Origin of the sequence: Pseudomonas sp. AK181 (assembly GCF_051122975.1) — a bacterium.
In the GTDB taxonomy this organism is placed as follows: domain Bacteria; phylum Pseudomonadota; class Gammaproteobacteria; order Pseudomonadales; family Pseudomonadaceae; genus Aquipseudomonas; species Aquipseudomonas lactis.
In genome coordinates this window covers 3,116,978-3,142,626 of record NZ_CP146348.1, presented here as the reverse complement: position 1 = coordinate 3,142,626, position 25,649 = coordinate 3,116,978, and the positions used below count along the sequence as shown (strand labels likewise).

Sequence of the window (25,649 nt, the reverse complement as noted above, 5' to 3'; positions counted from 1 at the left end):
CTGACCCAAGCGCTACAGGTTGGTCCTGACGGTCGGGTGGTAGATAGTGAGTGCACGTGGCAGCGAGTCTACAGTTGGGCTCCGAGCACCGGAAGGGAAAGTGCACCAGCCATTACGCAAACAAATGTAGGCACTTTCTTGGTACCTATGATGAAAGCCGCCCACTCGTTGAGGAGTGGGCGTTCTTTCTTACAATGCAGCCGGAAAAACACTCAGGGCGTCGAGGTTTTTGCCAAATGCAGCAACACATAGGGGGTTTTGTCGAACGCTGCCGTGAGCGTCGGCGTGATTGAGCGCAGGCGCGGATCGTCCAGCGCCTGGAAGTCGGCCTGGCTCATCACTATCCATGCAGGCGCCTGGACCGGTTTCAATTCGGCGGGCAATTGAGTAAACAGCGGCACCTTGTCGCAATCGAAGTTGACCATGAACTTGATCGCTTTCGCGTCTTTGCCCAATGCATGCAATACCAGCGGCGCCGGTTGCTGCTGAACATGCGTTTTGACGGCGAGGCTGAAGGTGCGGGTGTCGTACACCTGACGTTCCAGGGGTTCGACCACCATGATGTAGGTGCTCCACAGGGCGAGCACGGCGGCCAAGGCGGGGCCGTAGGTGCGCAGCCGCACTCGAAACAATGCCAGCAGGGCCAGCACCTGCAGCACGCCAAGCACGACGAAGATCAGCGCAAGGTCTGCCAATGGCTCCGGGTAGCGCCGCCGCGCCACCACCAGGCCAATGGCCAGCAGCGTTGGCAACAGCGTCCAGATGCCCAGCATCAAGGCGCGCAGCCAGGCAAACAGCCGCCCTTGCGTGGCCTGGAAGGGGTACGCGGCAATGATCGCGGCCATCGGCAACATCGGCAGGATATAACGCGCTTTTTTGGCTTGGGGGACCGACAGCCCCAGCATCACCAGCACACCCGCTGCTGCGCAGTAGAGCACCAGCTTCAAGGCCGGGTCCGGCGCACGTCGGCCGCCCATCAGCACCGCCAGCAGCACTAACAATGCCAGTGGATAGGCCAGGGCGTAATTGCCCAAAGAGCTGGTGAAGTAATACAGCACACCGCCGGAGCCTTCACTGCCGTCCATGCGCCCCAGGAACTGCATGCGAATCACGTCATGCATGAAGTCTTCGCCACCGCTGAGCTTGGCCAGCAGCAACAACAGGCCGACGCACGCCGCCAGCAGCGCCAGTGCCAGCAGCCCGAAGCTGAACAGTTGGCGCCACTGGCGGTTGATCAGGTAGTAGCTGCACAACACGCCCGTGGGGATCACCAGCCCGATCGGGCCACGAATGGCAAACCCCAACAGCAGCAGCAAAAATACCCAATGCAGGCGCTTTGCAGCGGCGAAATGGTCATGGGCATAGCCCAGGTAGAACACCGCCAACGCGACGGCGGCGAGCATCTGATCGAGGGAGACTGCGCGGGTTTCGCTGACGAAGGTACTGCTGAGCAGCAGCATCGCAATGCTCAGCAGGCCCCAACGCGGTGAGTAGGGCGCAGTGAGGCGATAGACCAACACCACGATCAGCGCCGACGCCACCGCCGTTGGCAGCCACGCCGTCAGGCTGGTGACCTGGCCCAAGGGCACCGACAGCAGCCACGTCAGCAGGGTCGACGTCGCCAGGTAATCGGCGTACGGCTGGCCATAGGTGGTGGGGAAGAAGCTTGGCCCATGGCGCAGCATTTCCTGGGCAAACACCACGAAGCGCGAATCAAAGCCGATGATCGCCAGGTGCCAGTTACCGGCGATAAACAGCACCAGCGCCAAGAGCCCAAGCCCCAGCGACTGGTGGCGGATCGTTGCACGCTGCCCGGACGGTAAGGCGATGTTCACCTAGCAAGCGTCCTTGACCTGTTCCACCCAGTTTTGCTGGGGGATCGGTAACTCGCAGGAGTCGCCGCGGCCGATGGGGAAGTACTTGAAGCCTTTGCGCGCCAGGCGCTCGCCGTCGTACAGGTTACGGCCGTCGAAGATCACCGGGGTTTTCAGGCGCTGGTGAATCAGGTCAAAGTCCGGCGCCTTGAATTGCTGCCACTCGGTGCACACGATCAACGCATCGGCGCCGCCCAAGGTGGATTCTGGGGTGCCCATCAGCATCAGGCGCGGGTCATCGCCGTAGATGCGTTGGGTTTCCTGCATGGCTTCCGGGTCGAACGCACGCACATTGGCACCGGCAGCCCATAGCGCTTCCATCAGCACACGGCTGGGGGCGTCACGCATGTCATCGGTGTTGGGCTTGAAGGCCAGGCCCCACAGGGCGAACGTCTTGCCCTTCAGGTTGCCCTGGAAGAACGCGTTGATGCGCTCGAACAGCTTGCTCTTCTGACGCTGGTTGATGGCCTCCACGGCTTCGAGCAGGTCGCTGGAGCAGTTGGCCTGCTTGGCACTGTGGATCAGGGCGCGCATGTCTTTGGGGAAGCACGAGCCGCCATAACCGCAGCCGGGGTAGATAAAGTGGTAGCCGATGCGCGAGTCGGCACCGATGCCCAGGCGCACCGACTCAATGTCGGCGCCCAGGTGTTCGGCCAGCTCGGCAATCTGGTTGATGAAGCTGATCTTGGTGGCCAGCATGCAGTTGGCGGCGTACTTGGTCAGTTCGGCGCTGCGCAGGTCCATGAAGATGATGCGGTCGTGGTTGCGGTTGAACGGCGCGTAGAGGTCGCGCATTACGTCACGCACTTCTTCACGCTCACAGCCGATGATGATCCGGTCCGGGCGGCGGCAGTCGGCAACGGCGGAGCCTTCCTTGAGGAATTCCGGGTTGGAGACGATATCGAACTGCAGCTCACGGCCGGCGGCACGCAGATTGTTGAGAATGTGGTCGCGCAAGGTGTCGCCGGTACCGACCGGCACCGTGGATTTCTCCACCAGGATTACCGGCGCCACGCGATGGCGGGCAACCGCATCACCCACCGACAGCACGTATTTCAGGTCGGCCGAACCGTCTTCATCCGACGGCGTGCCCACGGCAATAAACAGCACTTCACCGTGTTCGACGGCGAGTTTCTCATCGTGGGTAAAGCGCAGGCGTCCGCTTTCCAGGTTGTCCTTGACCATGGCTGCCAGGCCCGGCTCGAAGATGGTCACATGACCCTTCTGCAGCGATTCGACCTTGCTCTTGTCAACGTCCATGCAAATGACATCGTGACCGACTTCGGCTAATACAGTGGCCTGGACCAGGCCAACGTAACCACTACCAAATACACTGATTTTCATGGGGTATTCCTGGGACTTGAGGTGCTAGCACGACGAGAGTTGATAACCAGTACACCGAGGATGACCAAGGCCACCCCCAGGGTTTTTGAAAGCGAAAAATCTTCGTTGAACACTGGCAGGCTAGCGGCCAGCAAATACACCAGCGCGTAACTGATGCTGAGCAGCGAATAAGCACGGCCCAGGGGTAAGTGCTTCAGCGCGCCGAGCCAGCACAGCATCGACAGCGCATAGGCGATGATCGCCAGGATCACCACGCCCAGGGCGCCCAGGTCGATGCTGTTATCGGTGAAGGCGGCCAGCCACTCAGCGGGGAGCGGCAGGCGCGTCATGCTCCAGCGCATGCCCAGTTGGGCACCACTCACCAGGCCGACACTGCCCAGGGCCAGGGCGAAACCCCGCACGCGGCTCATACCTGACGCCCCAGCAAGACCACGCCAGCAATCACCAACCCCACCCCCAGCCAGTGACGGCCATCAATGGGCTCATGGAACACAAAGCGCGCCATCAGCGTGACCAGCACAAAATTCAGGCTGAGCATGGGGTAGGCAATGCCGACTTCCAGGCGCTGCAACACCAGCAGCCACACCAGCAAGCCCAGGCCCAGGCACACCAGCGCCGACCACAACCACGGCGAGCGCAGTTTCAAGGCCCAGCCATTCGGCATACCGCGCCAGCTCTCCACGGCGAATTTTTGCGAGACCTGGCCCATGCACGTGAGCAGGCAGGCCGTGAGCAGTAGCAGCAGGGTGATCATGGCGCGACCTGCGGGAAAATCAGGATCACGATCTTGCCCTGCGCGTACCGTTTGCCGTCGGCGGGCAGCAGCGCGAGTTCTTCTTTTTCGCCAGTGCTATTGACGCGCATCACCACGCCCACCGCGCCGGTACGACGGGTTTCGGCCATCCATGACTGGATGCGGTTGCGGTCGACCAGACGCGGCGCCGTGTCCTCGTAAGCCAGGCCGTACTTCACCTCACCCGAGGTGTTGTACAGCGTGATGTCGGGGCGCTTGAGGCGCCAGGACAGCGCCGAAGCGGCGCCCAGGTCGTTGCTCAGCAGGGCAACGCTGGGCTGCAATTCGTCGATGTGATCGATGATGAACTGGTCCGGGGTCTTGTTATAAACCACCGAATGGGGCAACGCCGCAGGCACCAGTAGCACCAGTAAGCCACTGCCGATCAAGGGAGCGGCCCACAATTTCAAGGGGCGTGCCGCTTGCAGCAGATTGGCCACGATCCAACCGAACAAAAAGATAAACACCAGCACCAGGCTGAGGGTCTCTTCACCCGGTTCGTATACCGGCTTCTTCAACTGGAACCAGCTGAGGGCCAGCAATACCAGCACACCGATCGCCAGGTTCAACCAACCATTGATGCGCAGCACGCGGCCGCGGCCTTGAGCCAGTTTGTCACTCAGGGCCGAGCCCATCAGCAAGGCCAGGGGCAACATGCACGGCATGATGTAGGAGGGCAGCTTGCCTTTGGCCAGGCTGAAAAAGGCCAGGGGCATCAACAACCACAGCAGCAGGAACGCGGTTTTCGGCACGCGCCGTTGCAGCCAGGCCTGCTTGAACGCGGACGGCAGAACGGCGACCCACGGCAGCGCGAACCCCACCAGCAGCGGCAGGTAATACCAGAAGGGTTCGGCGTGCTGGGCGTCTTCACCGGCAAAGCGTTGAATGTGCTCGTGCCAGAAGAAGAAATGCCAGTAGTCCGGCTCTTGCAAGTGCACGGCCAGCGCCCACGGCAGGCTGACGGCAATCGCCACCACCACGGCAACAGGGCCAAACTTGCACAACTCGCCAAAACGTTTTTGCCAGACGGCGTAGGGCAGGGCGACCAGCACCGGCAGCAACCAGGCCAGGAAGCCCTTGGTCATGAAGCCCATGCCGCACGCCAGGCCCAGCAAAGCCCAGGACCACAAGCGCGCACGCCGCGTGGTGCTGTCGAAACAAAACCACAAGGCCACGCCCGTCAGGTTGACCCAGAAGGTGAACTGCGGGTCCAGGTTGGCATAGCCGCCCAGCGCGGCCACGCTGACGAAGCTCATGTAGAGCAGCGTGCTGACCAGGCTCTTTTGCGGGTCGTTCCACAACCGGCGAGAGACCAGATACACCAGCAGAATGCTCAAGCCAGTACTCAAGGCCGAGGCAAACCGTACGCCAAACAGGTTCTGCCCGAAAATCGCCTGGCCCAGCGCGATCATCCAATAGCCTGCGGCGGGCTTCTCGAAGTAGCGAATGCCCATGAAGTGCGGCGCAGCCCATTTGCCGGTCAGCAGCATTTCCTGGCTGATTTGCGCATAGCGGGTTTCATCGGGAATCCACAGACCGTGAGTGGCCAACGGCAGCAGGTAGAACACGGCAAACGCCAGCAGGAGCAGGGGCAACGCCCAGCGGCGGATCATGCCTGCTGCACTCCCAGCCAACCCTCGCGGCCGCTCAAGGCGCCGCGCACCAGCTGTTGCTGGGGCAGGGTGGTCACATCCGCAGGCAACAGCTCGCCCAAGGGTTTGAAATCAATGCCGCGCTGCCCGGCCTGGGCGAGCAACTGGCGAAAATCATTGGCCATCAGAATCCCTTCTACTTCTGCGTGGATCGTATAGACGTTCAGCTTTGACGCGCTGAACCGATCAAGAATGAAGCGGTTGAAATCGTTGGCAGCCACCACCGGCCCGACGACTTCGTCGAAGGTCGGCAGGTCTACCGGAATTTGTGGGGTGCCCGCGCTGCCATCGGCCAGGGTTGGTCGAAACAGGCTGGTGCCCCGGCAATCGCTGTTGTAGCGAAAGTTGAAGCTTTGCTTGGCTTGCACCACGCGCTCATCGGCACGCCAACCGGCGGCCGCTGAACAGTCGACGCGCTCGCCGAGGATGTCGCTCAAGGTGTCTACGCCGCGCCGAATCTGCTCGACCAGCTGTGCCTCGCTCCAACGCCCGGCATTGGCCTGCCAGCCATGGTGGTCCCAGGCGTGCAGGCCGACTTCATGCCCGGCGGCCTTGGCCTGGCGCATCAAATGCCCCAGGTCTCGGCCAATCGGCTTGCCTGGCCAGGCGGTGCCGGCCAGCAAGATATCCCAGCCATACAGGCCGGCAGCGTTGGAGCGCAGCATCTTCCACAGGAACTGCGGGCGGATCAGGCGCCACAAGTGACGCCCCATGTTGTCCGGCCCGACACTGAAGAAGAACGTCGCTTTGACCCCAGCTTCGGCCAGGGAGTCGAGCAACCGTGGCACACCTTCACGGGTGCCGCGGTAGGTGTCGACGTCGATGCGAAGACCTGCCTGCATTACTTTTTATCCGCAATTTCAAGCATGGCTTCACGCAGGAAGAAATCCAGGGTGTTGCCGATGGTTTCGCTCATCTGCACGCTCGGCTCCCAGTTCAGCAGGCGCTTGGCGTTCTCGATGCTTGGCTTGCGGTGCGCCACGTCCTGGTAGCCCGTGCCGTAGAACGCCTTGCTCTCGACGTCGCGGAAACCAGCGAACGGCGGGAAGTTGTGGCGCAGCGGGTGGGCCTCGAACTGACGCAGCAGCTCTTCGCCCAACTGGCGGATGCTGGCTTCGTTTTCGGGGTTGCCGATGTTGATGATCTGCCCGTCGCACACGCCATTGTCGTTATCAATGATGCGTGCCAGGGCTTCGATGCCGTCGGCAATGTCGGTGAAGCAACGCTTTTGCTCACCACCGTCGAACAGACGGATCGGCGTGCCTTCCACCAGGTTCAGGATCAGTTGGGTAATGGCGCGGGAGCTGCCGATGCGCGCCGAGTCCAGGCGGTCCAGGCGGGGGCCCATCCAGTTGAACGGACGGAACAGGGTGAATTTCAGGCCCTTGTCGCCGTAGGCCCAGATCACACGGTCCAGCAGTTGCTTGGAGACGGAGTAGATCCAGCGCTGCTTGTTGACCGGGCCCACCACCAGGTTGGAGGTGTCTTCGTCGAAGTACTGGTCTTGGCACATGCCGTAGACTTCGGAGGTCGACGGGAAAATCACGCGCTTGTTGTACTTGACGCAGTAGCGCACCAGCTTGAGGTTTTCTTCGAAGTCCAGTTCAAACACACGCAGCGGGTTACGGGTGTATTCGATCGGCGTGGCGATGGCCACCAGCGGCAGCACCACGTCGCACTTCTTGATGTGATACTCGATCCACTCGGTGTGGATGCTGATATCGCCTTCCACGTAATGGAAATTCGGGTGGCTGCGCAGGCGTTCGATAGCGTCGGAGCCGATGTCCAGGCCGTAGACTTCGTAGCGGTCGTCACGCAGCAGGCGCTCGGACAGGTGGTTACCGATAAAACCGTTGACGCCCAGGATCAGCACGCGAGTGCGGCGTGGCTTGCGGCCTGACTCGGCGCCGCGCAGTACGGAGCCATCCACCAGGCCCAATTCATCGGCCAGGGACGGGCCCGCCAGGTACAGGCCGTTTTCGTTGCGCTGGCCGAACTTGACCACCAGGGAATCTTCACCGCAGGCAATGCGCAGCGGGTTGACGCTGATCACACGGCCAGGCGCCAGACCTTCGTTGCCCTTGACCACGTCGGCTTGCCACACGATCAGCTTGTGCTCGCCCACGGCGCAGAAGGCGCCCGGGTACGGCTGGGTCACCGCACGTACCAGGTTGAACAGTTGCTCGGCGGGCTGTTTCCAGTCCAGCTTGCCATCGGCGGCGGTGCGACGACCGAAATAGGTGGCTTTGCTCTCGTCTTGGGCGGTTTCGCTCAGCTTGCCCTGGGCCAGCTGTGGCAGGGCATCGCGCAGCAGGGCAGCGGCCGCATCACGCAGCTTGGCGTGCAGGCTCAGGCCGGTATCGCTGCGCTCGATGGTGACTTTTTGCTGGGCCAGGATGGCGCCGGCATCGGCACGCTTGACCATGCGATGCAGGGTCACGCCGGTTTCGGTTTCGCCGTTGACCAACACCCAGTTGGCCGGGGCGCGGCCACGGTATTTTGGCAGCAATGAGCCGTGCAGGTTGAACGCGCCTTTGCGGGCGGTGGCCAACAGCGGTTCGCTCAGCAGGTTGCGGTAGTAGAACGAGAAGATGTACTCCGGGTTCAGCTTGGCAATGCGTTCGATCCACAGCGGGTGGTTGGCGTCTTCCGGAGCATGTACCGGGATGCCGTTGCGGGCGCAGAGTTGGGCGACGGAGCCGTAGAAGTTGTTTTCCTTGGGGTCATCGGCATGGGTGAACACGGCGGCAATGTCGTAACCGGTGCTGAGCAGCGCTTCAATGCCTGCGCAGCCAATATCGTGGTAGGCGAATACAACAGCTTTTGAACTCATGACTGGACCTGATCCGAAGAAGAAGAAGTAGAAGTATGGGAAGACACCAGGCCGTCAACCACGACGACTGGAGCCGGTGCTGCCGGTTGGTTGCGCAGCACTTTTTCAATAAAGAAGCGTGGGCGGGCGCGCACATCGCTGTACATGCGGCCCAGGTATTCGCCCAAAAGGCCCATGCCGATGAACTGGCCACCGGTGAACACGAACAGCACCGCAAACAGCACGAACAGGCCATCACCGGCCCAGTCGGCGCCGAACGCCAGGCGCATGACGATCAGGGCAAAGGCAAACAGCACGCCCAGCGCCGCCAGGCTGAAGCCGACGATGGACAGCAGGCGCAAGGGCGTGGTGGTCATGCAGGTCAGCAGGTCGAACATCAGGCTGATCAGGCGCATGGCGCTGTATTTGGATTCGCCGTGCTCACGTTCGGCGTGGTGCACGAGGATTTCCGTGGTGTGGCGGGCAAAGCCGTTGGCCAGGATAGGAATGAACGTGCTGCGCTCACGGCAGGCGAGCATGGCGTCGACGATAGTGCGGCGGTAGGCGCGCAACATGCAGCCGTAGTCGGTCATGGCCACGCCGGTAGAACGTTGCACGGCGAGGTTGATCAAGCGCGACGGCCAGCGGCGGAAGGCCGAGTCCTGGCGGTTATTGCGCACAGTTGCAACCACGTCGTAGCCCAATGCAGCTTGCTCGACCAGGCGCGGGATTTCTTCCGGCGGGTTCTGCAGGTCGGCGTCGAGGGTGATCACCACTTCGCCACGGCACTGTTCGAAGCCGGCCATGATCGCCGCGTGCTGGCCGTAGTTGCGGTTAAGGATCACCGCCACCACGTTGCTGCCGTCTTCGGCGGCGGCGTCTTCGAGCAGTTGGGCCGAATTGTCGCGGCTACCGTCATCCACCAGGATGATTTCGTATTCGTAAGCCAGTTGTTTGCAGGCTGCCGTGGTGCGACGCAGCAACTCAGGCAGGCTTTCTTGTTCGTTGTAGACCGGGATAACGATCGACACGCAATGAATAGGGTAGGGTTTCAAAGATTCATGACCTCGGGCTAAAGCGACTTCAAGCGTGAAAACAGCAGCGTTCATTGGGCAAAACTACAGCCCGCAGGTTACAAAACGGGGCTAAAGATGATGCGTTTTCAATAGGTTAGTCGATAATCCACGGTTTGCTATTAAGTGTTGCCTACAAGGTTAAGCGCAAAAATGTGCAACGAATATGAAAGGCGGATGAAAAACTCGTTTATTTGACAGGCAGACAGCTAGGGTTCAGCTAAGTAATCAAGGCGTTACAGGTAAGCCTGGCAGGGCGATATCGGAGCTTCGTGCAGGGCGCTTGGTTCAATTTGAGCGAGGCACTCGGGCGAAGGCGCGCCCTTCAACAATCTTCTCTGCATTGGCGCTCAAGTGCCGGTAAAGTAAGCCCTCTCTTGCCAGGGTACTCGGATGAATAGCGTGCAGCTTTTGCGCGGCCCATTGCGGCCTGTGCTGATGGGATTGTTGATGACGGTGGCCTGTGTCACCAGCGTGCGGGCCGAGCAGGGCGTCGCGCTGACGGCTCTGGACCAGATGCCGGAAGGGGTGGAAGTGCGCGGCAAGCAAGTCGCCGCGTATACCTGGGATGACCGCCAGGGCAAAAACCTGCTGGTACTCGCCGAGCAAGTCGGTGAGCGCGATGACGATGGTACTCAGTCGGCCTTTGTCTACGCAGCGCAGTACGTGCTGGGTGGCGATCGCCCCAAGCGCGTGTGGATGCTGTACGACGATGTGCAGCACTGCGAGTTCGACGCCGGGCTGCGCTTTGACCGGGCTGCCACCAAGGTCACGGACCTGCTGGGCGACGGCAATACCCAGGCTACGGTCGGTTATTCACGCGCCTGCACCAGTGACGTCAGCCCCAACGAATTTAAGCTGATCATGCATGTCGGCAAGTCCGAGAAGTATCGTCTGCGTGGCCTTGACCGCGTGGGCGCCAGTTGGTGGGATGAAGACGCTGGCGCCTTACGCGGCATGCCACTGCCCACTGACTGCAGCGTCGCGGCGCAGCAAGCGTTGGTCAGCCAGTACAAGGAGCAGGGCACCGAACTGCCACTGCCGGGCTGCTATGGCGACGAGAAGGACTTCTCCAAGGCGCCGGACAGTTACCTCGCCTTTATGCGCCAGCAGTGGTTCGCGCTGATGCAGCACCAGGACGCCGACTGGAGTCAGTCCCAGGTCCAACCCCAGGCAGCCAGCGAGGACGACGATACAGCCCCGTGATTTTGTGCCAGGGCCGGTCCTGGGTTAGACTCGGCCTTCGCCAATCCACTAAATACATCGATTAATCAAATAGTTGGTCGGTGTATTTAATCCAAAGGCTGATCTACCTTGACCGAGTCCATTTGCAACCCGCTGACCCTTTATCTCACCCGCCTGGCGCCTTCCAGCCAACTGACCATGCGCTACGTGCTGCAGGATGCCGCCGACCGCCTGGGTTTCGAAGACCTCAACCTCGAAGAGATTGACTGGCACCTGCTGCAGCCCGAACACGTTATCGCACTGGTGGCTGCGTTGCGCGAGGACGGCTTTGCGCCGAACACCTCGTCGCTGTATGTGAATGCGGTGCGCGGGGTGATGAATGAAGCGTGGCGCATGAGCTTGATCAGCCAGGACCACCTGTTGAAGATGCGCTCGGTCAAGGCCACACCCGGCACGCGCCTGGGCCAGGGCCGCAACCTGCGCCGCACCTTGATCCGCGAGATGCTCGACGTCTGCGCCGCCGACCCTCGGCCCCAGGGCCTGCGGGATGCCGCGGTGATCGGGCTGTTATATGGCTCGGGCATGCGCAAGTCGGAGTCGGTCAACCTGGACCTGGCGCAGATCAACTTTGACGAGCGCAGCTTGCGCGTGATCGGCAAGGGCAACAAAGAGTTGGTCAAGTACGCGCCGGACTGGGCGTTTGCCAAACTTCAGGCCTGGCTGGCGTTTCGTCGCGAGCAGCTCAAGGAAGGTGAGCAGGATGATAGCTTCCTGTTCAACCGCATTCGCCGAGGCAGCCATATCACCCGTGAGCGGATCACCAAGCATGCGATTTACTACATCGCGCGTCAGCGTGGCGATCAGGTGGGGGTCAAGATCATGCCCCATGATTTCCGTCGTTCGTTTATCACGCGGGTGATCGAGGAGCATGATTTGTCGATTGCGCAGAAGCTGGCGCATCACACCAATATCCAGACCACTGCCAGCTATGACGTGCGTGACGACAATGAGCGGCGGCGGGCGGTGGATCGGTTTGATTTGTAGGCGGCGGGGACATGTGGGAGCTGGCTTGCCTGCGATGACGGCCTGCCAGCCGACGCCTATCTACCTGAAACCCCAACGATCCAACTGTGGGAGCGGGCTTGCTCGTGAAGGCGGCCTCACAGTCGACACTGTTATTCGCCTGCGTTCGGCCAGCGTGGTTTAACGGGGCGCCTGAGATCAAGATCAAGAGCGACTCGCTTCGCATCGTGGTTACCGTCGGCTGCAACCATTCTCAGGAGGAGGGCGGGGCGCTTGACGCCAAGTGAGCAGGCAAACGTCGCAAGGTCCACCACGTGGTCAACATCGCCGCAAGCGCACACAGCGCGATACCGATCAACATCGGCGCCGGGGTATGGTCGGCAAACACGCCCACCAAGGTCATCGCCACAGCCGCCGTGACCATCTGGATCGCGCCCAGCAGTGCAGACGCAGAACCGGCCACTAAACCGTGATCCTCTAACGACAACACCCCGGCCGCCGGCAATAGCAGGCCCAGAAAACCAAAACCAATAAACAACAGCCCCATCATCAAGGCCAGGCTGTCACCCCACAGCGTAGTCGCCGCCAGCAAGCTCATGACCGCCGCCACGCCCACCACCGACCAGCGAATCAACGGCGCCAGGCCAAAGCGCGCGCTGAGGCGTGCGGTCAGTTGGCTCATGGCAAAAAACGAAGCTGCGTTGAGGGCAAAGCACAGGCTGAACTGGGTTGGTGTCAGGCCAAAAAACTCGATGTACACGAAAGGCGCGCTGCCGATGAACACGAAGAAAGTGGCCAGGCCAAACCCGCACACCACCGACAACCCCGTGAAGACCGGGTCGCGCAGGAGGGCGCCATAGCTGCCGAACGCCTGGCCCAGGGTCTTGCCCAGGCGGCGCTCGGCCGGGTGGGTTTCTGGCAGTTGTACGGCGGTCATCAGCAGACACAGCACGGCCACCACCGCCAACACGGCAAACACTTCGCGCCAGCTCCAGATCGAAATCACCAGGCTACCGGCCAGTGGCGCGAGGATCGGTGAAACACTCATCACCAGCATCAACAAGGCCATAAGACGCGCCGCTTCATGGCCGGTGTACAGGTCGCGGACGATGGCCCGTGGGATCACCATCCCCGCACAGGCACCGAACGCCTGCACCGCACGAAAGCCGATCAAGACTTCAATGGTCGGTGCCAGCGCGCAGCCGACGCTGCCAATGGCAAAGATCACCAAGCCCGCGTAAATCGGTGGTTTACGCCCGAACACATCGCTGAGGGGGCCGTAGAACAACTGGCACACGCCGATAATCATGAAGAACACCGTCAAACTCATCTGCACCGCCGCCGGCGAGGCCTGGAGGCTGGCGCCCAGGGTGGGCAACGCTGGCAGATAGATGTCGATGGCAAACGGGCCGACGGCGGTAATCAAGCCCAGCAACAGGGCGAGACGGGCAATACGTTGAGGCATTTGGCGGATCCAGGCAGAGCAACGGACGGTCAGCTTAAGGGAACCGCGCAGATACGCAAACTTAGGCTTCACTAACAAGCAACAGCTGCCGATACAGCTAGCAGCGACATTGAAACGGTTGGGTTCCCAACCGGCGGTCCTGGCACGGGGTACCACTATGACGATCAAATTACGCTTGGTGCTGTTGATTGCGACCGGGTTGCTCACCGCCTTGATCATGAGCCTGGCCGGTTACCTGGGTAATACGCGGATGGCCGATGCGGTGCAGGACAACGACGTCAGCATGATGGTGCTGCGTAACCACATGGAAGCCGACATGATGCACGACGCGCTGCGTGCGGATGTGCTGTCGGCCATGTTGGTCGGGCTGGGCAAAAGCACCAGTACGCCGGCCGAGGTGAACAGCTCGATCAAGGAGCATGCCGAGCACTTCCGCGAGGTGCTGGCGGAAAACCTCAAGCTGCCGCTGGACGCCTCGATCAAGGCCAGCCTGGAAAAAATCAAACCCAGCCTGGATACCTACATCAGTGCCGGCGAGCGCATCGTCGCCCTGGCCCTGGACAATCCTGAGGCCGCACGAGGGGAACTGCAGACCTTCAATGCCGCGTTCAGCCAGTTGGAAGAACAAATGGCGGCGTTGAGCGAACTGATCGAAAACAATACCCAACTCACCAGCACCGGTACCCGGCAAACCATCAGTAACGCCAACTGGACCTTGGCCATCGTATTGGGCGCGAGCCTGCTGTTGCTGCTGGCACAAGGACGTTGGGTGACCCTGAGCATCATGGGGCCGTTGCGCACCGCCAGCCGTATTGCCCAGAGCATTGCCCATGGCAACCTGAGCGAGCCGATTGCCGAACCCAAGAACCAGGACGAAGCCAGTGCACTGATTCGCAGCCTGGCGACGATGCAGCGGGATTTGCGCGGCATGATCGAAGTGGTTCGCAGCAATGCCCATGGCGTGAATGGCATGAGCGAGCGCCTCAGCCAGGGTTGCCATGAAGTGGCAGGCAGCAGCCAGCAACAAAGCGTCGCCGCCAGCACCATGGCCGCCGCCGCGAGCGAAATGACCGCGAGTATCGAAGAAATCACCCGTCACGCCCAACGTGCCCTGGACATGGCCAGTCAGGCTGAAACCCTGGCCAAGGACGGCGGCCGCGTCATTCACCAGGTGGTCAGCGACATGGACGGCATAGCCCGTTCAGCCCAACAGTCAGCCCAAGTGATCCGCACACTGGACAAGGAGTCCGAAGCGATCTACAGCATTATCCAGGTGATCAAGGGGATTGCCGACCAGACCAACCTGCTGGCCCTGAACGCCGCCATCGAAGCCGCCCGCGCCGGTGAACAAGGCCGCGGCTTTGCGGTCGTGGCCGACGAAGTGCGCAGCCTGGCCGGACGCACCAGCGCCTCCACCCAGGAAATCGCCAGCATGGTCGGGAGCATCCAGCAAAACACCCGTGCAGCGGTAATCAGCATGGAGGAGGGCGTTGCTCAAGTGGATAAGGGCATGGCAGTGACTGCCGAAGTGGAACGCGCCATTCGGGAGATTCTCCAGGCGACGCTGAGCACCACTGAGTTGGTCAACGATATTTCCCGCACTATTAGCGAGCAGAGCCTGGCCAGTAATGAGATTGCCCATCAGGTGGAGAGGATTGCGGGGATGTCGGAAAGTAACAGTCGGGTGATTGGCGAGACGGCGTCGACGACGGATGAACTGTCGAGTTTGGCGGGGGAGCTTTCGCAGTCGGTGGATCGGTTTAGGCTTTGATTTGAGATAACGCATTATAACTCAACTAAATAGTCATTTAGCATAGTTATTCTAAATAGTTATTAATAAAGAGGAGGGTAGCTCATCTTTGCTCGTTATCTTCCAAAATTTGAATGCTATATATCTCAAGGAAAGGAAATTAGCACTCAGTGACATCACGTTTAATCGGTAAAAACCTATGTGCTTTTTGCGCTGCAGCCATCAGCCGCGTGAATGGATCCTATGCAAGAACTGGAGTCAGGATTATCGTTCCGTTAGGTTTCACCTTCAGGTCGAGTTAGTCGCCGCTGGCCAACTTGATGGCTGACAGGAGTTCGTCAGTCAGCGGTATTATTAAATCGCCAGCGCCATCAGCGACATCCTGACATTTGGCTTTCCAGCTCGTATTTTTAGCATTGGGCTTCGGGTGCATTATTTTCTTCAGGTGATCAGATGACAGAGCCAATTTATGATTATGACCCAGCAGACTCGCTGGTTGATTCAGAGGCTGTAGCTGTATTTTTGGCTGATGCACACGACACCGGTGACGCGGCTTTCATTGCCGAAGCAATGGCCGTTGTTACACGCGCCAAGATTCGTATCGAGGCAGATGGCCGAGCCCAGGAGTCATCGTTCTGAACGTGTGTTGCTAGTAGCAACGCCTTGACGCTGATCACTTGGTGAAAAGCAGCCTCCAGAGCCCCACAGCTTCGTATAGATAGGTTCGCATAATGTATATTATGTTAAATCATATATTATGTCAGAAAGGCATGTCGATCAGTAAATGGGTCAAGCGAGTCATTCCGTGTGCGGCAACCAAAGACGCTGGATGAACCCTCGGCCAGACCAAAGACTCCATAAGGATAATCAACTCACCGCCTTCGTTTCCCTGAATCCTTGCGGTGGGTTCCGTCGTGTTATTTGCAGAAGGTATAAAAAATGCTCGCACGCTGGCGCTGGGTGCTACACCAATTGACCAAACGGCTGTGGTTCAGGGCGAGTCTGTTTTCCTTGCTGGGTATTGCGACCGCGTTACTCGCCGTTGTCTTCAAGGACTACATTCCCGAGTCGTTGCCCGCCCGCATCGGTGCCGACGCCGTCGATAAGATACTGGGCATCATTGCCTCAAGCATGCTCGCGGTGACGACCTTTTCTTTAAGCACCATGGTCAGCGCCTACAGTGCGGCGAGCAGCGGCGTGACGCCCCGTGCCACGACCTTGGTGATGGAAGACACTACGACACAAAATGCCCTGGCCACCTTTATCGGCTCATTTCTGTTCAGCCTGGTTGGGATCATTGCTTTGAGTACCGGCGCCTACGGTACACAAGGGAGGGTTTTGCTATTTGCGGTAACCATCGCAGTGGTCATTCTGATTGTCTACACGCTGCTGCGCTGGATCGATCATTTGTCCAAGCTTGGGCGGGTGGGAGAAACCATTGACCGTGTCGAGCAGGCAGCCATTGATGCCATTAACCATCGAGTCCAATGGCCGCATTTGGGGGCGTCCCCCTACCCTTGCGAGTCAGTGATCCCCGGTTCGGCGCTGATCATCACAAGCCAGCGCACGGGGTACGTCCAGCACATTGACGTTCAGGCGTTAGGCGCGATCGCCAAAGCAGATGAGATACAGATATTTATGGATGTCCTGCCGGGAAGCTTCGTCCATGTAGGCATGCCACTCGCAAGAACCGTCAGCTTGAACAACGCACGCGGTGAGGAACTGACGTCGAGCAACGAAAAAATCATCGCAACCCTGGCTATGGGAGCGCGACGAACGTTCGAACACGACCCCCGGTTCGGCTTGTCAGTGTTGTCAGAGATCGCCTCCCGCGCCTTGTCGCCGGCCGTCAATGACCCCGGCACCGCCATTGACGTGATTGGGCGCGGCGTCAGAAGCTTGACATGCTGGGGTACACCCAAAGAACCCACCGCGAAAACCGACGCTGATTGCCAGCACGTTTACCTGCGCGGCTTGACAGTAGATGACCTGTTCGATGACTTCTTCGCACCGATTGCCAGAGATGGCGCGGGTCTAGTGGAAGTCGACCTGCGCATGATGAAGGCCCTTGTAAGCCTGGCACAGATAAACCCGGCGATGTTCAGGGGAGCCTGTACCCTGCACGCAGAACGACTGCTCAAGCACGCAAACACTGCGCTTGTACTCGAAGAGGACCGGCAAAAGCTCAGTGCAGCGGCGCGACCGCTGCTGCATGATTCGCTCCTCCTACGATAAGCGCGTCGGTAATCTAAGTTCAGCACACAGTCCACCGCCTTCGCGATTTCTCAAGGTCAGGGTGCCGCCGAGGGCTTGTGCCAAAAGGTTTGCGCCTTCTCGATGGGTTTATTTAAAGCCCCGCAGGTATCCCGTATGTGTCATCAACCGACTTAAAGGAATCGCTGTGTATCTATCCAAAGCGCAGATACAAAACGATACAAACCGACCACTCGCTCATAAAAAAGCCAATGCCCCGATTTGTCGGGGCATTGGCTTTTCTGGGACATTAAAAATATAAGGGCTTTGGTTTAAGGGTTACGGCTTACCCCCCTCGTACCTCCCGGCGCGGAACTCCAAGGAGTACGAGGCAAATCTTATTGAAGCTACTGATGTTCAGCGACTAAGCAATTTCTTCAGCACCAATAGAGCAACCGCTCCGATTGCCAGTGCAGCAACCGGCTTCTCTTTAACGAATGTAGAAACGCTGTCCAGTGCGTCGCCATAAGTTTGCGTCAGCTGACCGGCAGCCTGGCGTCCAGCGCCCTCAGCTTCCAACTTCGAATCACCAAAAAGCTTCCCCACTGCGCTCTGCGCTTTGCCAGCAACCTTTTCAACAACGCCTTCTACCTGTTCGCTCTTCATGATTAACCAAACCTTCGTGTGTCATTGGGTAGCCCAGGAAAACCTGGGCTTGAGGCAACGTGCAATGCGTTAGGTGGACAGGCTTAGTGATTAGTTCAAATTGATGAACCTCACTTGGTCCAGATCAAATTAGATCAAAGGACTTTATATATCTGCAAAACCACCCGTCTCATCGCCTCTTCAATCGTCCCTTCATTGCGACACATCACCCACCCCTGCCCCACAGCCGCTCGCTCAAACGCCTCAGTACACGCAACTTGCTCCTCCAGCTTAGACATCACCGTACTGCTCAGCCCGCGCCGTCGTGCTGCCGCCCGCGCCCAGGATATTTGCGCCGCGGTGACAACCCCCACATGCAGATCCGGCACTTGCACCTGTCGATCAATGTTCAGCTCAAGAATGTCTGCGAACGGTATCAATCGACGAAACGCGGCATCAGACGGGTACCAGCGATCCATCAGGATGATGCTGTCAGGTGGCTGTGCGGCCAGTACGTGCTGGGTAATCCAGCTGCGGCTGTCAGCAAAGCGCTCACACACCTCAAGTTCCAGATCCCGGCTGGGGTCTCTGGCGAATTTGTTAACCAGCGCCATCGTTTGCGCTCGATAGGGATCGCTCTTGCGCTCGCACAGTCGGACGACCTTTTTATTGTCGGCCCTCAACGCTGTCGTAACGGCCTCCAACAGCGTGGTTTTGCCGGTGCCCTTGGGCCCATCCAACGAAATAAACAGCGCACGAGTCATACGAGCGCTGCGTTATCGTTCAGGTTGTGCAGTTCCATGGGGCCTCGGGATCTGTGCGTTTGGGCGAGTGGGCCTCCATTATGGGCAACCCTATTGCCCAATGCGAGGCTGGACTGGCTGACGCGCCCTCCCCGCGTTGACGGTCAGTCATTCAGCATCCGGCTTTGCGGCACGCCGGCCTCATACCTCAACGCCCACGGCGCAATCAACCGCTGCGGGCTCTGACAGGTTTTGCGTTTAAACACGAAGTTGCGACACTTCTCTGCAAACTGCTGGCGATTTTCCACCATATCCAAACGCATCTGTGCCAGTTCCTGCTCGCGACAGCGTTCAATTTGCTGAGTATCCAACGTGGCTTTACGTGTGAGTGCGTTAAGGTACTTATCATCGGTCAGCGCACTGTCGGCCTGTTGCAAAAGCCACGAGCCAAATGCCTGTGGGCAACGCGGTCCGATGGCCTGAACCATGCCGTACTGCAGAGCCTCGACAGCACTGATGGGCAGGCATTCTTCAGTGAGTTTATGCGCGATTTCACTGCCCACGGCCCGTGGCAGGCTGTAGGTCCAGTATTCGGAGCCGTAGAGCCCCATGGTCTTGTAGTGCGGGTTGAGCACCACACCTTCGCGGGCCAATACGATATCGGCGGCCAGCGCCAGCATCACGCCGCCTGCGCCTGCGCTGCCGGTCAGGCCGCTGATCACCAGTTGCCTGGCGGTGAGCAGCTCCAGGCATACATCGTCGATGGCTTGAATGTTGGCCCAGGCTTCCAGCCCCGGCACGTCGGCGGCCTGGATGACGTTAAGGTGAACGCCATTGGAAAAGCTGCCGCGCCCGCCCTTGATCAGCAACACGTGGGTATCTCGCGCCTTGGCCCAGCGCAATGCAGCCACCAGGCGCTGGCATTGTTCGGTGCTCATGGCGCCGTTGTAGAACTCGAACGTCAGTTCGCCGATGTGGCCGAACTCTTGGTAGCGAATCGGTTGATAGACCCGCTCGTTGAACGCCTGGTAGGCGATTGAACTGTCCAGCACCGGCACGCCGGACAACTGCTCAGCCAGAACATGCCGTGCCGGCAGCTTGAAGGTCTCTGGGCCTTTGGGCTTGAGCGAGCCGATCCACAGGCTGTGATCTCCAGCCGCCACCAACACGGCGTCGTCCTGTACCGCGAGGATTTCTCCCGGGGTGCCCTGGCGGGCGTCCAAGTGCGCGTCGTAGACGTAATACTGACCGCCCAACAGGCTCGCCAACACGCCGGGCTGGCCATCGGCAGCATCGATGCTGCGCTTGATAAAGCCTGCGCAATCGAACCAACTGAAGGTGCGGTCAGCCTGGGTCATGTTCGGCTGCAAGCGCCCGATGACGCTGGGTTGGGTGTAATCGAGCGGTGTCGGGACAAAGCCCTTGGCGAATTTCGCCACGACGTCACGAATGCAAACCATCGCGGCGTCGCTCACCAGGCCGTTGTACAGCTCGGATTTGCGCACCTGGGCGGGCATGTCGAATTCACAGGTCGACCAGATTGGCCCGGCGTCCATTTCCTCCACCGCTTGCAAGGCGGTGACGCCCCAACGGCTGGCCTGCTGGGTGATCGCCCAATCCAGCGCACTGGCGCCGCGGTCGCCGACGATGCCCGGATGGATGATCACCACCGGGCGCTGGGGATGGCCCCACAGTTGGTGCGGCACACGGTCTTTCAGAAACGGGCAGATCACCAGGTCGGCGCCGGACGCCTCCACCTGCTGGCACACGCTGGCGTCATCGGTGAACACCACAACGCTGGGGTCGTGGCCCGCCTGGCGCAGATCCAGCCAGGCCCGTTGGGTTAAACCGTTGAATGCCGATGATAACAACAGGATCTTGAGTGATCGCATGGCTGACTCTTCCTTGAGAATGTGCGACCAGAGCTGCTCGTTGAGCCGTCCCTGGCCATCGATAAGCGCCCAAGGTTATAGAGCGAGCCAGCCCCCCAACCTGATCGAGATCAATAGATGAAAGCGGCCTATTTTTTCTGAATCACCACGCAGTCAACTCATCAAACGAACATGCCCTGCTCGGGGACGCCTTGTTAACCGTAACGGAGCCACGTTCATGTTCGAGAAAGCGCATTACCTCATCAGCTTCATCCTCGACAACCAGCCGCAAAGCCGCACGCTTGAGCACGATGCAGACACGCTGGACCCGCAATGGGCCGAGTCCTTGCTCAGGCAGCGCTTTGCAGAGCTCAAGGACGCGAAATTGAGCGACGTCCAGGTGCAAAAACGCAACAAGCCCGCGGATGAAGGCCATGACGTGCCAGGGCACTACCAGCAGCCCTGATTCGCGTATCAGAAAAGCGCTCACCGTTCACCCATCACTGCATATTCGGAGGACTTATGAACCCGACAACTCAAGGTTTGCCCTGCGCCTGCCCAGGCTGCACCTGCCAGGCGGCCGATGACACACGTCATCAACGCAACGGCAAAGCCTACTGCAGCCAGGCATGCGCCGACTTGCACCCACAGGGTCAAGCGTGCCCCAGTGCCGATTGCCATTGCGAGTCGAATGTGAAGGTGCAAGACCGCGCCGTCAGCGATAGCCAGCTCGATGAGGCGATCGAAGAAACCTTTCCCGCGAGCGATCCCATATCGCCTTGATCACTGAAACTCATTATGAAAACGGGGGCTGCATCGTGGCTCTACGGTCGTGCAGTTGACAGCCCCCGGCAAAACTCAACAACCTGCACCTCTCATCGCCCTGCCCTGAGGCTGCCCTTGGACTATTTCACCGCCCTCACCGCCTTTATTGAAGCCGCCGAAGGCAACAATTTCTCTCGCGCCGCCGAGCGCTTGGGCATCAAGGCCTCAACGGTTTCACGCTACGTGAAGGATCTTGAGCAGGACCTGGGCATAGCGCTGTTCAACCGCTCCACACGCACGCTGCACCTGACCGAAGGCGGCCAGACCTTCCTGATACACGCACGCAGGGTGTTGGATGAGCTGGAACACGCCAAGGCCGCCACGTCTGCGCTGAACCAGCATCCCCGGGGCGTGTTGAAACTCAACCTGCCACCGGCGTTTGCCCGGCATCACATCCTGCCGGCGTTGAATGACTTTCTGGTGCGCTACCCACAAATCAGCGTGGAACTGGTGCTGGATAACACCCAGGTCAATCTGATTCATGCCGGAGTCGATCTAGCCATCCGCATTGGCGAGCTGGCCGATTCGACGCTCAAGGCGCGCAAGCTCAGCGATGGCCACTATAGCCTGGTGGTCAGCCCGGCGTTTGGCATGCAGCACCCTCCTCCGTCCACGCCCACGGACCTGGCCGGTGTGCCAGCGGTGCTGGGCACGGCTACCACCGGCGATATCAGTTTTGTATCCGCCGGCCGCGCGTTCCCGTTGCTGCATGACAGCGTTATTCGCATCAATGACCTGGACGCGCAACTGATCGCCGTGCGCCAAGGCCTGGGCTTTGCGCTCTTGCCGGACTGGCTGGTGGCGCGAAGTATCGAGGCCGGCGACTTGGTAGTGTGGCTACCGGAGTGGCACATCCAAGGCGTGGAGCGGGCGTTTGCGGTGTGGTTTGTCTACCCGCCCAAGCGCATTGTGTCGTCCAAGGTCCGGTGTTTTATCGACTTTATCGTTGAACGACTGGGCGAGACCCCGGACTGGAAATGACTCAACTGAAGCGAATATCCAACGCGCGCAAGTAGGTTTGCAGCCCGGCATCCTGAATCGGGATCAGGAACGCCTCGCTATCTGATTCATTGAAATGCGCATGCCAATAACCCGGTGGCGTGACAAACGCCAGGCCGGGCGACCAGTCGACCCGTTGCGGGTTACGGATTTGCCCATCCGCCTCAAGCTCAGTGCCCACCAGGGAATAACAGCCCTTGGGGCAATCGATAATGAAGTCCAGTGCAATCGACTGATGCCGATGGGGTTTCTGCACCGATCCCGCCGGCAGAATCCCGTACATGGCCCACAGCACGTGGGTCACCGTGCGCGTCTGCGGAAAGTGGCGGTTACCCAGCAGGATACTGATGCGGCTGCGGTCTTGGGCCCTGGGGTCATCGGCTGCTTCACGCAACTTCGCGTTGGCCAGTGCTGCCGGGTACAGGGTTGGCGCAAAGCGGTCGGCACTGGGTGTCACCCCCAGGTAACGCAGCAACGGCTCATCGTGCACATAGTAAAGACGCGCATCCTCGCGGGCACTGAAGTGCGCCTGCTGTAACCCAGGCAGGGCAATAAAGCAGCCCTTGGACCATTGAATCTCATACTCGCCCTGAACCACGCTGCCCTCCCCGGCGATCACGTAGAACACCTGGGAGGTGGCGTTGGGCTGCAGCGTTAACGTATCGCCACGGTTAAGGCGCATGAAATTCGCGCACAACCCTGGGCCTGTGGCGGGGCCTTCGCAGCCCAAGGCGTCGCTGAGGTCCAGCGGTACCACGCGCGAGGGGCCACTGTCATATAGCGAGGCGGGAAAGCTGTGGTAGGGAATGCGGGAAATCAGATTGGCACTGATGGGGTTCGCCGCCTTGCTGTACTCGAAGTACTCGGCGTCGACTTGGTTGATATCCGTCAGTGTGGGGTCGAATTCACGGTTCATCAGGCTCACCTCAGTCTGGGGCTGGATCGCGCAGCGCGTTTGAACGCGCGGCATGTGGTGAGTGGACTATAGGCATTGCGCGCTGGCCGATTAATGCCTGTGACGGCACAGCAGTTATGCGAAATGGGGCAGTTAACGCAACCCCGCAAAACCAGCCCTTAGGATGAGGGGTGGCGCTGGAGCCTCGGAATCGCCAAGCCCAGGCTTTCACGCAAGGTCGAGCCCTCGTAGGCCGTGCGATAAACACCGCGCTCTTGCAGCAACGGAATCACCTCCTGAGTAAAACGATCAAATTGCCCAGGGTGCCCGATGTAGATATTGAACCCATCCACGGCCCGGGCCTCGAACCAATCCGCCATCTTCTGCGCCACCGTGGCGGCGCTGCCGACGAACGCGCCTGGGCGCAATTGCCGGCCAAATTCGACGGCCTGGCGTAGGGTAAAGCCCTTTTCCCGGGCCTGGTCGGCGATGCGTTTGGCTGCGGTGAAAAAACTGCTGCGCGCGGCCTCCAGGCTCTCTTGCGGGAACGGCGCGTCCAGGTCGTATTGGCTGAAATCATGCCAGCCAAAATTGCGCCCGAACTCCTTGAGTGCCAACGCAAAACTATGGTCCACCTGATGGTAGTGCTGCTCGATTTCCCGGGCATGGGCATCGGTGTCGCCCACATAGATTTCCGCACCGGGCATGATCAATAACTGCTCAGGATCACGCCCCCGTTGTGCCGCCCTGCCCTTGATATCCCGGTAAAACGCCTGGCCCTGCTCGATACTGGCCGCGTGGGTGAAGATCACATCGGCGGTGGCGGCACCCAGGTCGCGGCCTTGTTCGGAGTCACCGGCCTGGAAAATCACCGGCTGGCCCTGGGGCGAGCGCTGGATATTCAGCGGGCCCACCACCGAGAAATGTTCGCCCTGGTGATTCAGGCTGTGCAGCTTGCTTGGGTCGAGAAACTGCCCAGTGGCACGGTTGCGCACAAACGCATCGTCTTCGTAGGAGTTCCACAACCCCTGTACCACCTGAACATGTTCGGCGGCGCGACCATAGCGGGTGGCGTAGTCGTAATGTTCGTCGCGGCTGTAATTGCCGGCGGTACCGGCATCGCCACTGGTCACCACGTTCCAGCCGGCGCGGCCTTTGCTGATCAGGTCCAGGGAGGCCAGGCGCCGGGCGACGTTATACGGCGAGTTATACGAGGTAGTCAGCGTACCGACCAGGCCGATATGCCGCGTGCTCACGGCCAGCGCAGACAGCAACGTCAGCGGCTCCAGGCGATTGAGGTAATGGGACGGCGAGCCTTCGGTGATGAACTGGCTGTCGACGATAAACATCAGGTCGAACAGCGCCGCCTCGGCCTGGCGTGCTATCTGGATGTACCAGTCGACGTTGACGCTGGCATCGGCCGGCAATTGCGGGTCAAGCCACAGGTTATGGCGGCCCGGCCCACCGCAGCCCATGGTAAGGGCGCCCAGTTTGAGCTGTCTTTTAGTCATTGCGCAGTAGTCCTTCAAGCGTTCAGGGCTGGGTGATGGCGACGGCGGGCTGCAAGGCGGCCGCGAATGAAGGGTCGAACAACGTGGCGGCCGAGTAAGACTTGACCAGGCCCAGACCGGCAAAAAAGTCCACGGTCTTTTGCGCCTCAACGGGCGCCTGCGGCGTCAGCGGCTCGACGGTGGTGCGCGCACGGGCAAACCAGACGCGGGCAATGTCGGCATCCGCGCGGGTGCGCTTGGCCCAGGCATCGGCATATGCGTTGGCGTTGGCCGGGCTTTGGCGGGCCCAGTCGCGGGCTTTTTTCAGGCGCTGGAGAAAGTCGCTGATGGGTTCACGCTTGGCCTCGACAGCACTGGCATTGGCGGCAATAAAACTCTGGGCCGGAATCAAGTCTTCAGCGGTTGCCAGCACCCGCGCACCTTGGCGTTCCTGCTGCGTGACGTAGGGCTCCCAGGTGGCGATCACGTCAACCGCACCGCCTTCCAGCGCGTGGGAGGCATCCAGGGCGCTGAGGTAGCGCCATTGCAGCGAATCTCGCGCAACCCCGGCCTTGTCCAGCGCGGTCAGCAACAGTTGCTGGCTCCAGGAACCTTTCCAGATCGCAGCGCGCTTGCCTGCCAGATCGGCCAGGCTGTGGATCGACGAATCTTTTTTCACCAGGATGGCCACGCCGTCGAGATTCTGCCGGCTCACGGCGATCACCTTGATCGGTGCACCCAAGGCGCCCAGGAACAACACCGGCGCATCCCCGAGCAGGCCCAGGTCCAGGCTGCCGACGTTGAGCGCTTCGGCCACCGGTGACCCGGCCGTGAACTGTTTCCAGTCCAGCGTGTAAGGCAGATCATCCAGCACCCCCGCCGCTTCCATCACGGCCTGGGCGTTGTAGCTCTGGTCGCCGACCACCAGGGTTTGCGCCTGCGCCGTCAGGCACAGCAAAGAGGCGGCCAACCCGGCCGCCAGGGTTTTAAGGTAACGCACGTTCGTCTCCAGATGCC

General features: G+C 60.1%; 23 protein-coding genes and 1 pseudogene. 9 read left to right on the top strand and 15 right to left on the bottom strand.

The window, feature by feature from the left end; genetic code table 11:
• Positions 1-212: 212 nt before the first annotated feature.
• Genes V8689_RS14395 through arnC form a run of 8 tightly spaced genes read right to left on the bottom strand, consistent with a single transcriptional unit; the run spans position 213 to position 9,530 of the window.
• The gene (locus tag V8689_RS14395; RefSeq protein ID WP_056783206.1) at positions 213-1,835 is read right to left on the bottom strand and encodes an ArnT family glycosyltransferase; all 1,623 of its coding nucleotides are present in this window, start codon (positions 1,833-1,835) and stop codon (positions 213-215) included.
• The gene (locus V8689_RS14390) at positions 1,836-3,218 is read right to left on the bottom strand and encodes a UDP-glucose dehydrogenase family protein (RefSeq protein ID WP_056783204.1); all 1,383 of its coding nucleotides are present in this window, start codon (positions 3,216-3,218) and stop codon (positions 1,836-1,838) included.
• Entirely contained in the window at positions 3,215-3,628 is a 414-nt protein-coding gene (arnF, locus tag V8689_RS14385) for a 4-amino-4-deoxy-L-arabinose-phosphoundecaprenol flippase subunit ArnF (RefSeq protein WP_056783202.1), read from the bottom strand. Before arnF ends, V8689_RS14390 begins: the two co-directional genes overlap by 4 nt.
• Positions 3,625-3,972, bottom strand: a complete 348-nt coding sequence (gene arnE / locus V8689_RS14380) for a 4-amino-4-deoxy-L-arabinose-phosphoundecaprenol flippase subunit ArnE (protein WP_056783201.1) — start codon at positions 3,970-3,972, stop codon at positions 3,625-3,627. The genes arnF and arnE overlap by 4 nt, the downstream gene beginning before the upstream one ends.
• Positions 3,969-5,624 (bottom strand): lipid IV(A) 4-amino-4-deoxy-L-arabinosyltransferase, encoded by a 1,656-nt coding sequence (arnT, locus tag V8689_RS14375; RefSeq protein WP_056783199.1) that lies wholly within the window; start codon positions 5,622-5,624, stop codon positions 3,969-3,971. The genes arnE and arnT overlap by 4 nt, the downstream gene beginning before the upstream one ends.
• Positions 5,621-6,505 (bottom strand): 4-deoxy-4-formamido-L-arabinose-phosphoundecaprenol deformylase, encoded by an 885-nt coding sequence (arnD, locus tag V8689_RS14370; RefSeq protein WP_056783196.1) that lies wholly within the window; start codon positions 6,503-6,505, stop codon positions 5,621-5,623. Before arnD ends, arnT begins: the two co-directional genes overlap by 4 nt.
• Positions 6,505-8,496 (bottom strand): bifunctional UDP-4-amino-4-deoxy-L-arabinose formyltransferase/UDP-glucuronic acid oxidase ArnA, encoded by a 1,992-nt coding sequence (gene arnA / locus V8689_RS14365; RefSeq protein ID WP_056783194.1) that lies wholly within the window; start codon positions 8,494-8,496, stop codon positions 6,505-6,507. The genes arnD and arnA overlap by 1 nt, the downstream gene beginning before the upstream one ends.
• The gene (arnC, locus tag V8689_RS14360) at positions 8,493-9,530 is read right to left on the bottom strand and encodes an undecaprenyl-phosphate 4-deoxy-4-formamido-L-arabinose transferase (RefSeq protein WP_056783192.1); all 1,038 of its coding nucleotides are present in this window, start codon (positions 9,528-9,530) and stop codon (positions 8,493-8,495) included. The genes arnA and arnC overlap by 4 nt, the downstream gene beginning before the upstream one ends.
• Before the next feature lie 411 nt (positions 9,531-9,941).
• On the opposite strand from arnC, the gene V8689_RS14355 reads away from it, so the two are divergent.
• Positions 9,942-10,754, top strand: coding sequence for a M949_RS01915 family surface polysaccharide biosynthesis protein (locus tag V8689_RS14355; RefSeq protein WP_056783190.1), 813 nt, complete (start codon positions 9,942-9,944; stop codon positions 10,752-10,754).
• A gap of 108 nt (positions 10,755-10,862) precedes the next feature.
• Positions 10,863-11,777: a site-specific integrase gene (locus V8689_RS14350; protein WP_056783188.1), complete on the top strand. Its 915-nt coding sequence runs from the start codon at positions 10,863-10,865 to the stop codon at positions 11,775-11,777.
• Between the two features lie 232 nt (positions 11,778-12,009).
• On the opposite strand, the gene V8689_RS14345 is transcribed toward V8689_RS14350, so the two are convergent.
• Entirely contained in the window at positions 12,010-13,221 is a 1,212-nt protein-coding gene (locus tag V8689_RS14345; protein ID WP_056785436.1) for a multidrug effflux MFS transporter, read from the bottom strand.
• A gap of 157 nt (positions 13,222-13,378) precedes the next feature.
• Here V8689_RS14345 and V8689_RS14340 point away from each other — a divergent pair.
• From V8689_RS14340 to V8689_RS14325, 4 genes and pseudogenes are all read left to right on the top strand, one after another.
• Positions 13,379-14,086, top strand: a pseudogene (locus V8689_RS14340) (MCP four helix bundle domain-containing protein); the annotation flags it as partial.
• Between the two features lie 42 nt (positions 14,087-14,128).
• Positions 14,129-14,992 (top strand): methyl-accepting chemotaxis protein, encoded by an 864-nt coding sequence (locus tag V8689_RS14335; protein WP_419555207.1) that lies wholly within the window; start codon positions 14,129-14,131, stop codon positions 14,990-14,992.
• A 432-nt stretch (positions 14,993-15,424) separates the two neighbouring features.
• Entirely contained in the window at positions 15,425-15,610 is a 186-nt protein-coding gene (locus tag V8689_RS14330) for a hypothetical protein (protein WP_056785442.1), read from the top strand.
• Positions 15,611-15,910: 300 nt separating this feature from the next.
• Positions 15,911-17,206, top strand: a complete 1,296-nt coding sequence (locus V8689_RS14325) for a DUF2254 domain-containing protein (protein ID WP_056785445.1) — start codon at positions 15,911-15,913, stop codon at positions 17,204-17,206.
• Between the two features lie 375 nt (positions 17,207-17,581).
• Here the strand turns inward: V8689_RS14325 and V8689_RS14320 are convergent, their stop codons facing one another.
• The 3 genes from V8689_RS14320 to V8689_RS14310 all read right to left on the bottom strand — a co-directional run bounded on the left by V8689_RS14320 (position 17,582) and on the right by V8689_RS14310 (position 20,444).
• Positions 17,582-17,830 carry a CsbD family protein gene (locus V8689_RS14320; RefSeq protein ID WP_032897344.1) on the bottom strand — a complete coding sequence of 83 codons (249 nt, stop codon included), beginning with the start codon at positions 17,828-17,830 and terminating at the stop codon, positions 17,582-17,584.
• 134 nt (positions 17,831-17,964) lie between these two features.
• Positions 17,965-18,573, bottom strand: coding sequence for a dTMP kinase (locus tag V8689_RS14315; RefSeq protein WP_056785450.1), 609 nt, complete (start codon positions 18,571-18,573; stop codon positions 17,965-17,967).
• A 143-nt stretch (positions 18,574-18,716) separates the two neighbouring features.
• Positions 18,717-20,444 (bottom strand): hydrogenase maturation protein, encoded by a 1,728-nt coding sequence (locus V8689_RS14310; RefSeq protein WP_056785452.1) that lies wholly within the window; start codon positions 20,442-20,444, stop codon positions 18,717-18,719.
• Between the two features lie 217 nt (positions 20,445-20,661).
• Between V8689_RS14310 and V8689_RS14305 the strand changes: the two genes are divergently transcribed.
• The 3 genes from V8689_RS14305 to V8689_RS14295 all read left to right on the top strand — a co-directional run bounded on the left by V8689_RS14305 (position 20,662) and on the right by V8689_RS14295 (position 22,229).
• Positions 20,662-20,889, top strand: coding sequence for a hypothetical protein (locus V8689_RS14305; RefSeq protein ID WP_056785454.1), 228 nt, complete (start codon positions 20,662-20,664; stop codon positions 20,887-20,889).
• A 56-nt stretch (positions 20,890-20,945) separates the two neighbouring features.
• A complete protein-coding gene (locus V8689_RS14300; RefSeq protein WP_056785457.1) occupies positions 20,946-21,206 on the top strand; it encodes a metallothionein family protein in 261 nt (86 codons plus the stop codon).
• Between the two features lie 117 nt (positions 21,207-21,323).
• Positions 21,324-22,229 carry a LysR family transcriptional regulator gene (locus V8689_RS14295; protein WP_056785459.1) on the top strand — a complete coding sequence of 302 codons (906 nt, stop codon included), beginning with the start codon at positions 21,324-21,326 and terminating at the stop codon, positions 22,227-22,229.
• A gap of 1 nt (position 22,230) precedes the next feature.
• Here V8689_RS14295 and V8689_RS14290 read toward each other — a convergent pair whose 3' ends face one another.
• The 3 genes from V8689_RS14290 to V8689_RS14280 all read right to left on the bottom strand — a co-directional run bounded on the left by V8689_RS14290 (position 22,231) and on the right by V8689_RS14280 (position 25,632).
• On the bottom strand, positions 22,231-23,163 hold the full coding sequence (locus V8689_RS14290; RefSeq protein ID WP_056785462.1) for a cupin: 933 nt from the start codon (positions 23,161-23,163) through the stop codon (positions 22,231-22,233).
• Between the two features lie 158 nt (positions 23,164-23,321).
• On the bottom strand, positions 23,322-24,653 hold the full coding sequence (locus V8689_RS14285) for an LLM class flavin-dependent oxidoreductase (RefSeq protein WP_056785463.1): 1,332 nt from the start codon (positions 24,651-24,653) through the stop codon (positions 23,322-23,324).
• Between the two features lie 22 nt (positions 24,654-24,675).
• Complete coding sequence (locus V8689_RS14280; protein ID WP_056785466.1) at positions 24,676-25,632, bottom strand: ABC transporter substrate-binding protein; 957 nt, start codon at positions 25,630-25,632, stop codon at positions 24,676-24,678.
• Between the last annotated feature and the right edge of the window lie 17 nt (positions 25,633-25,649).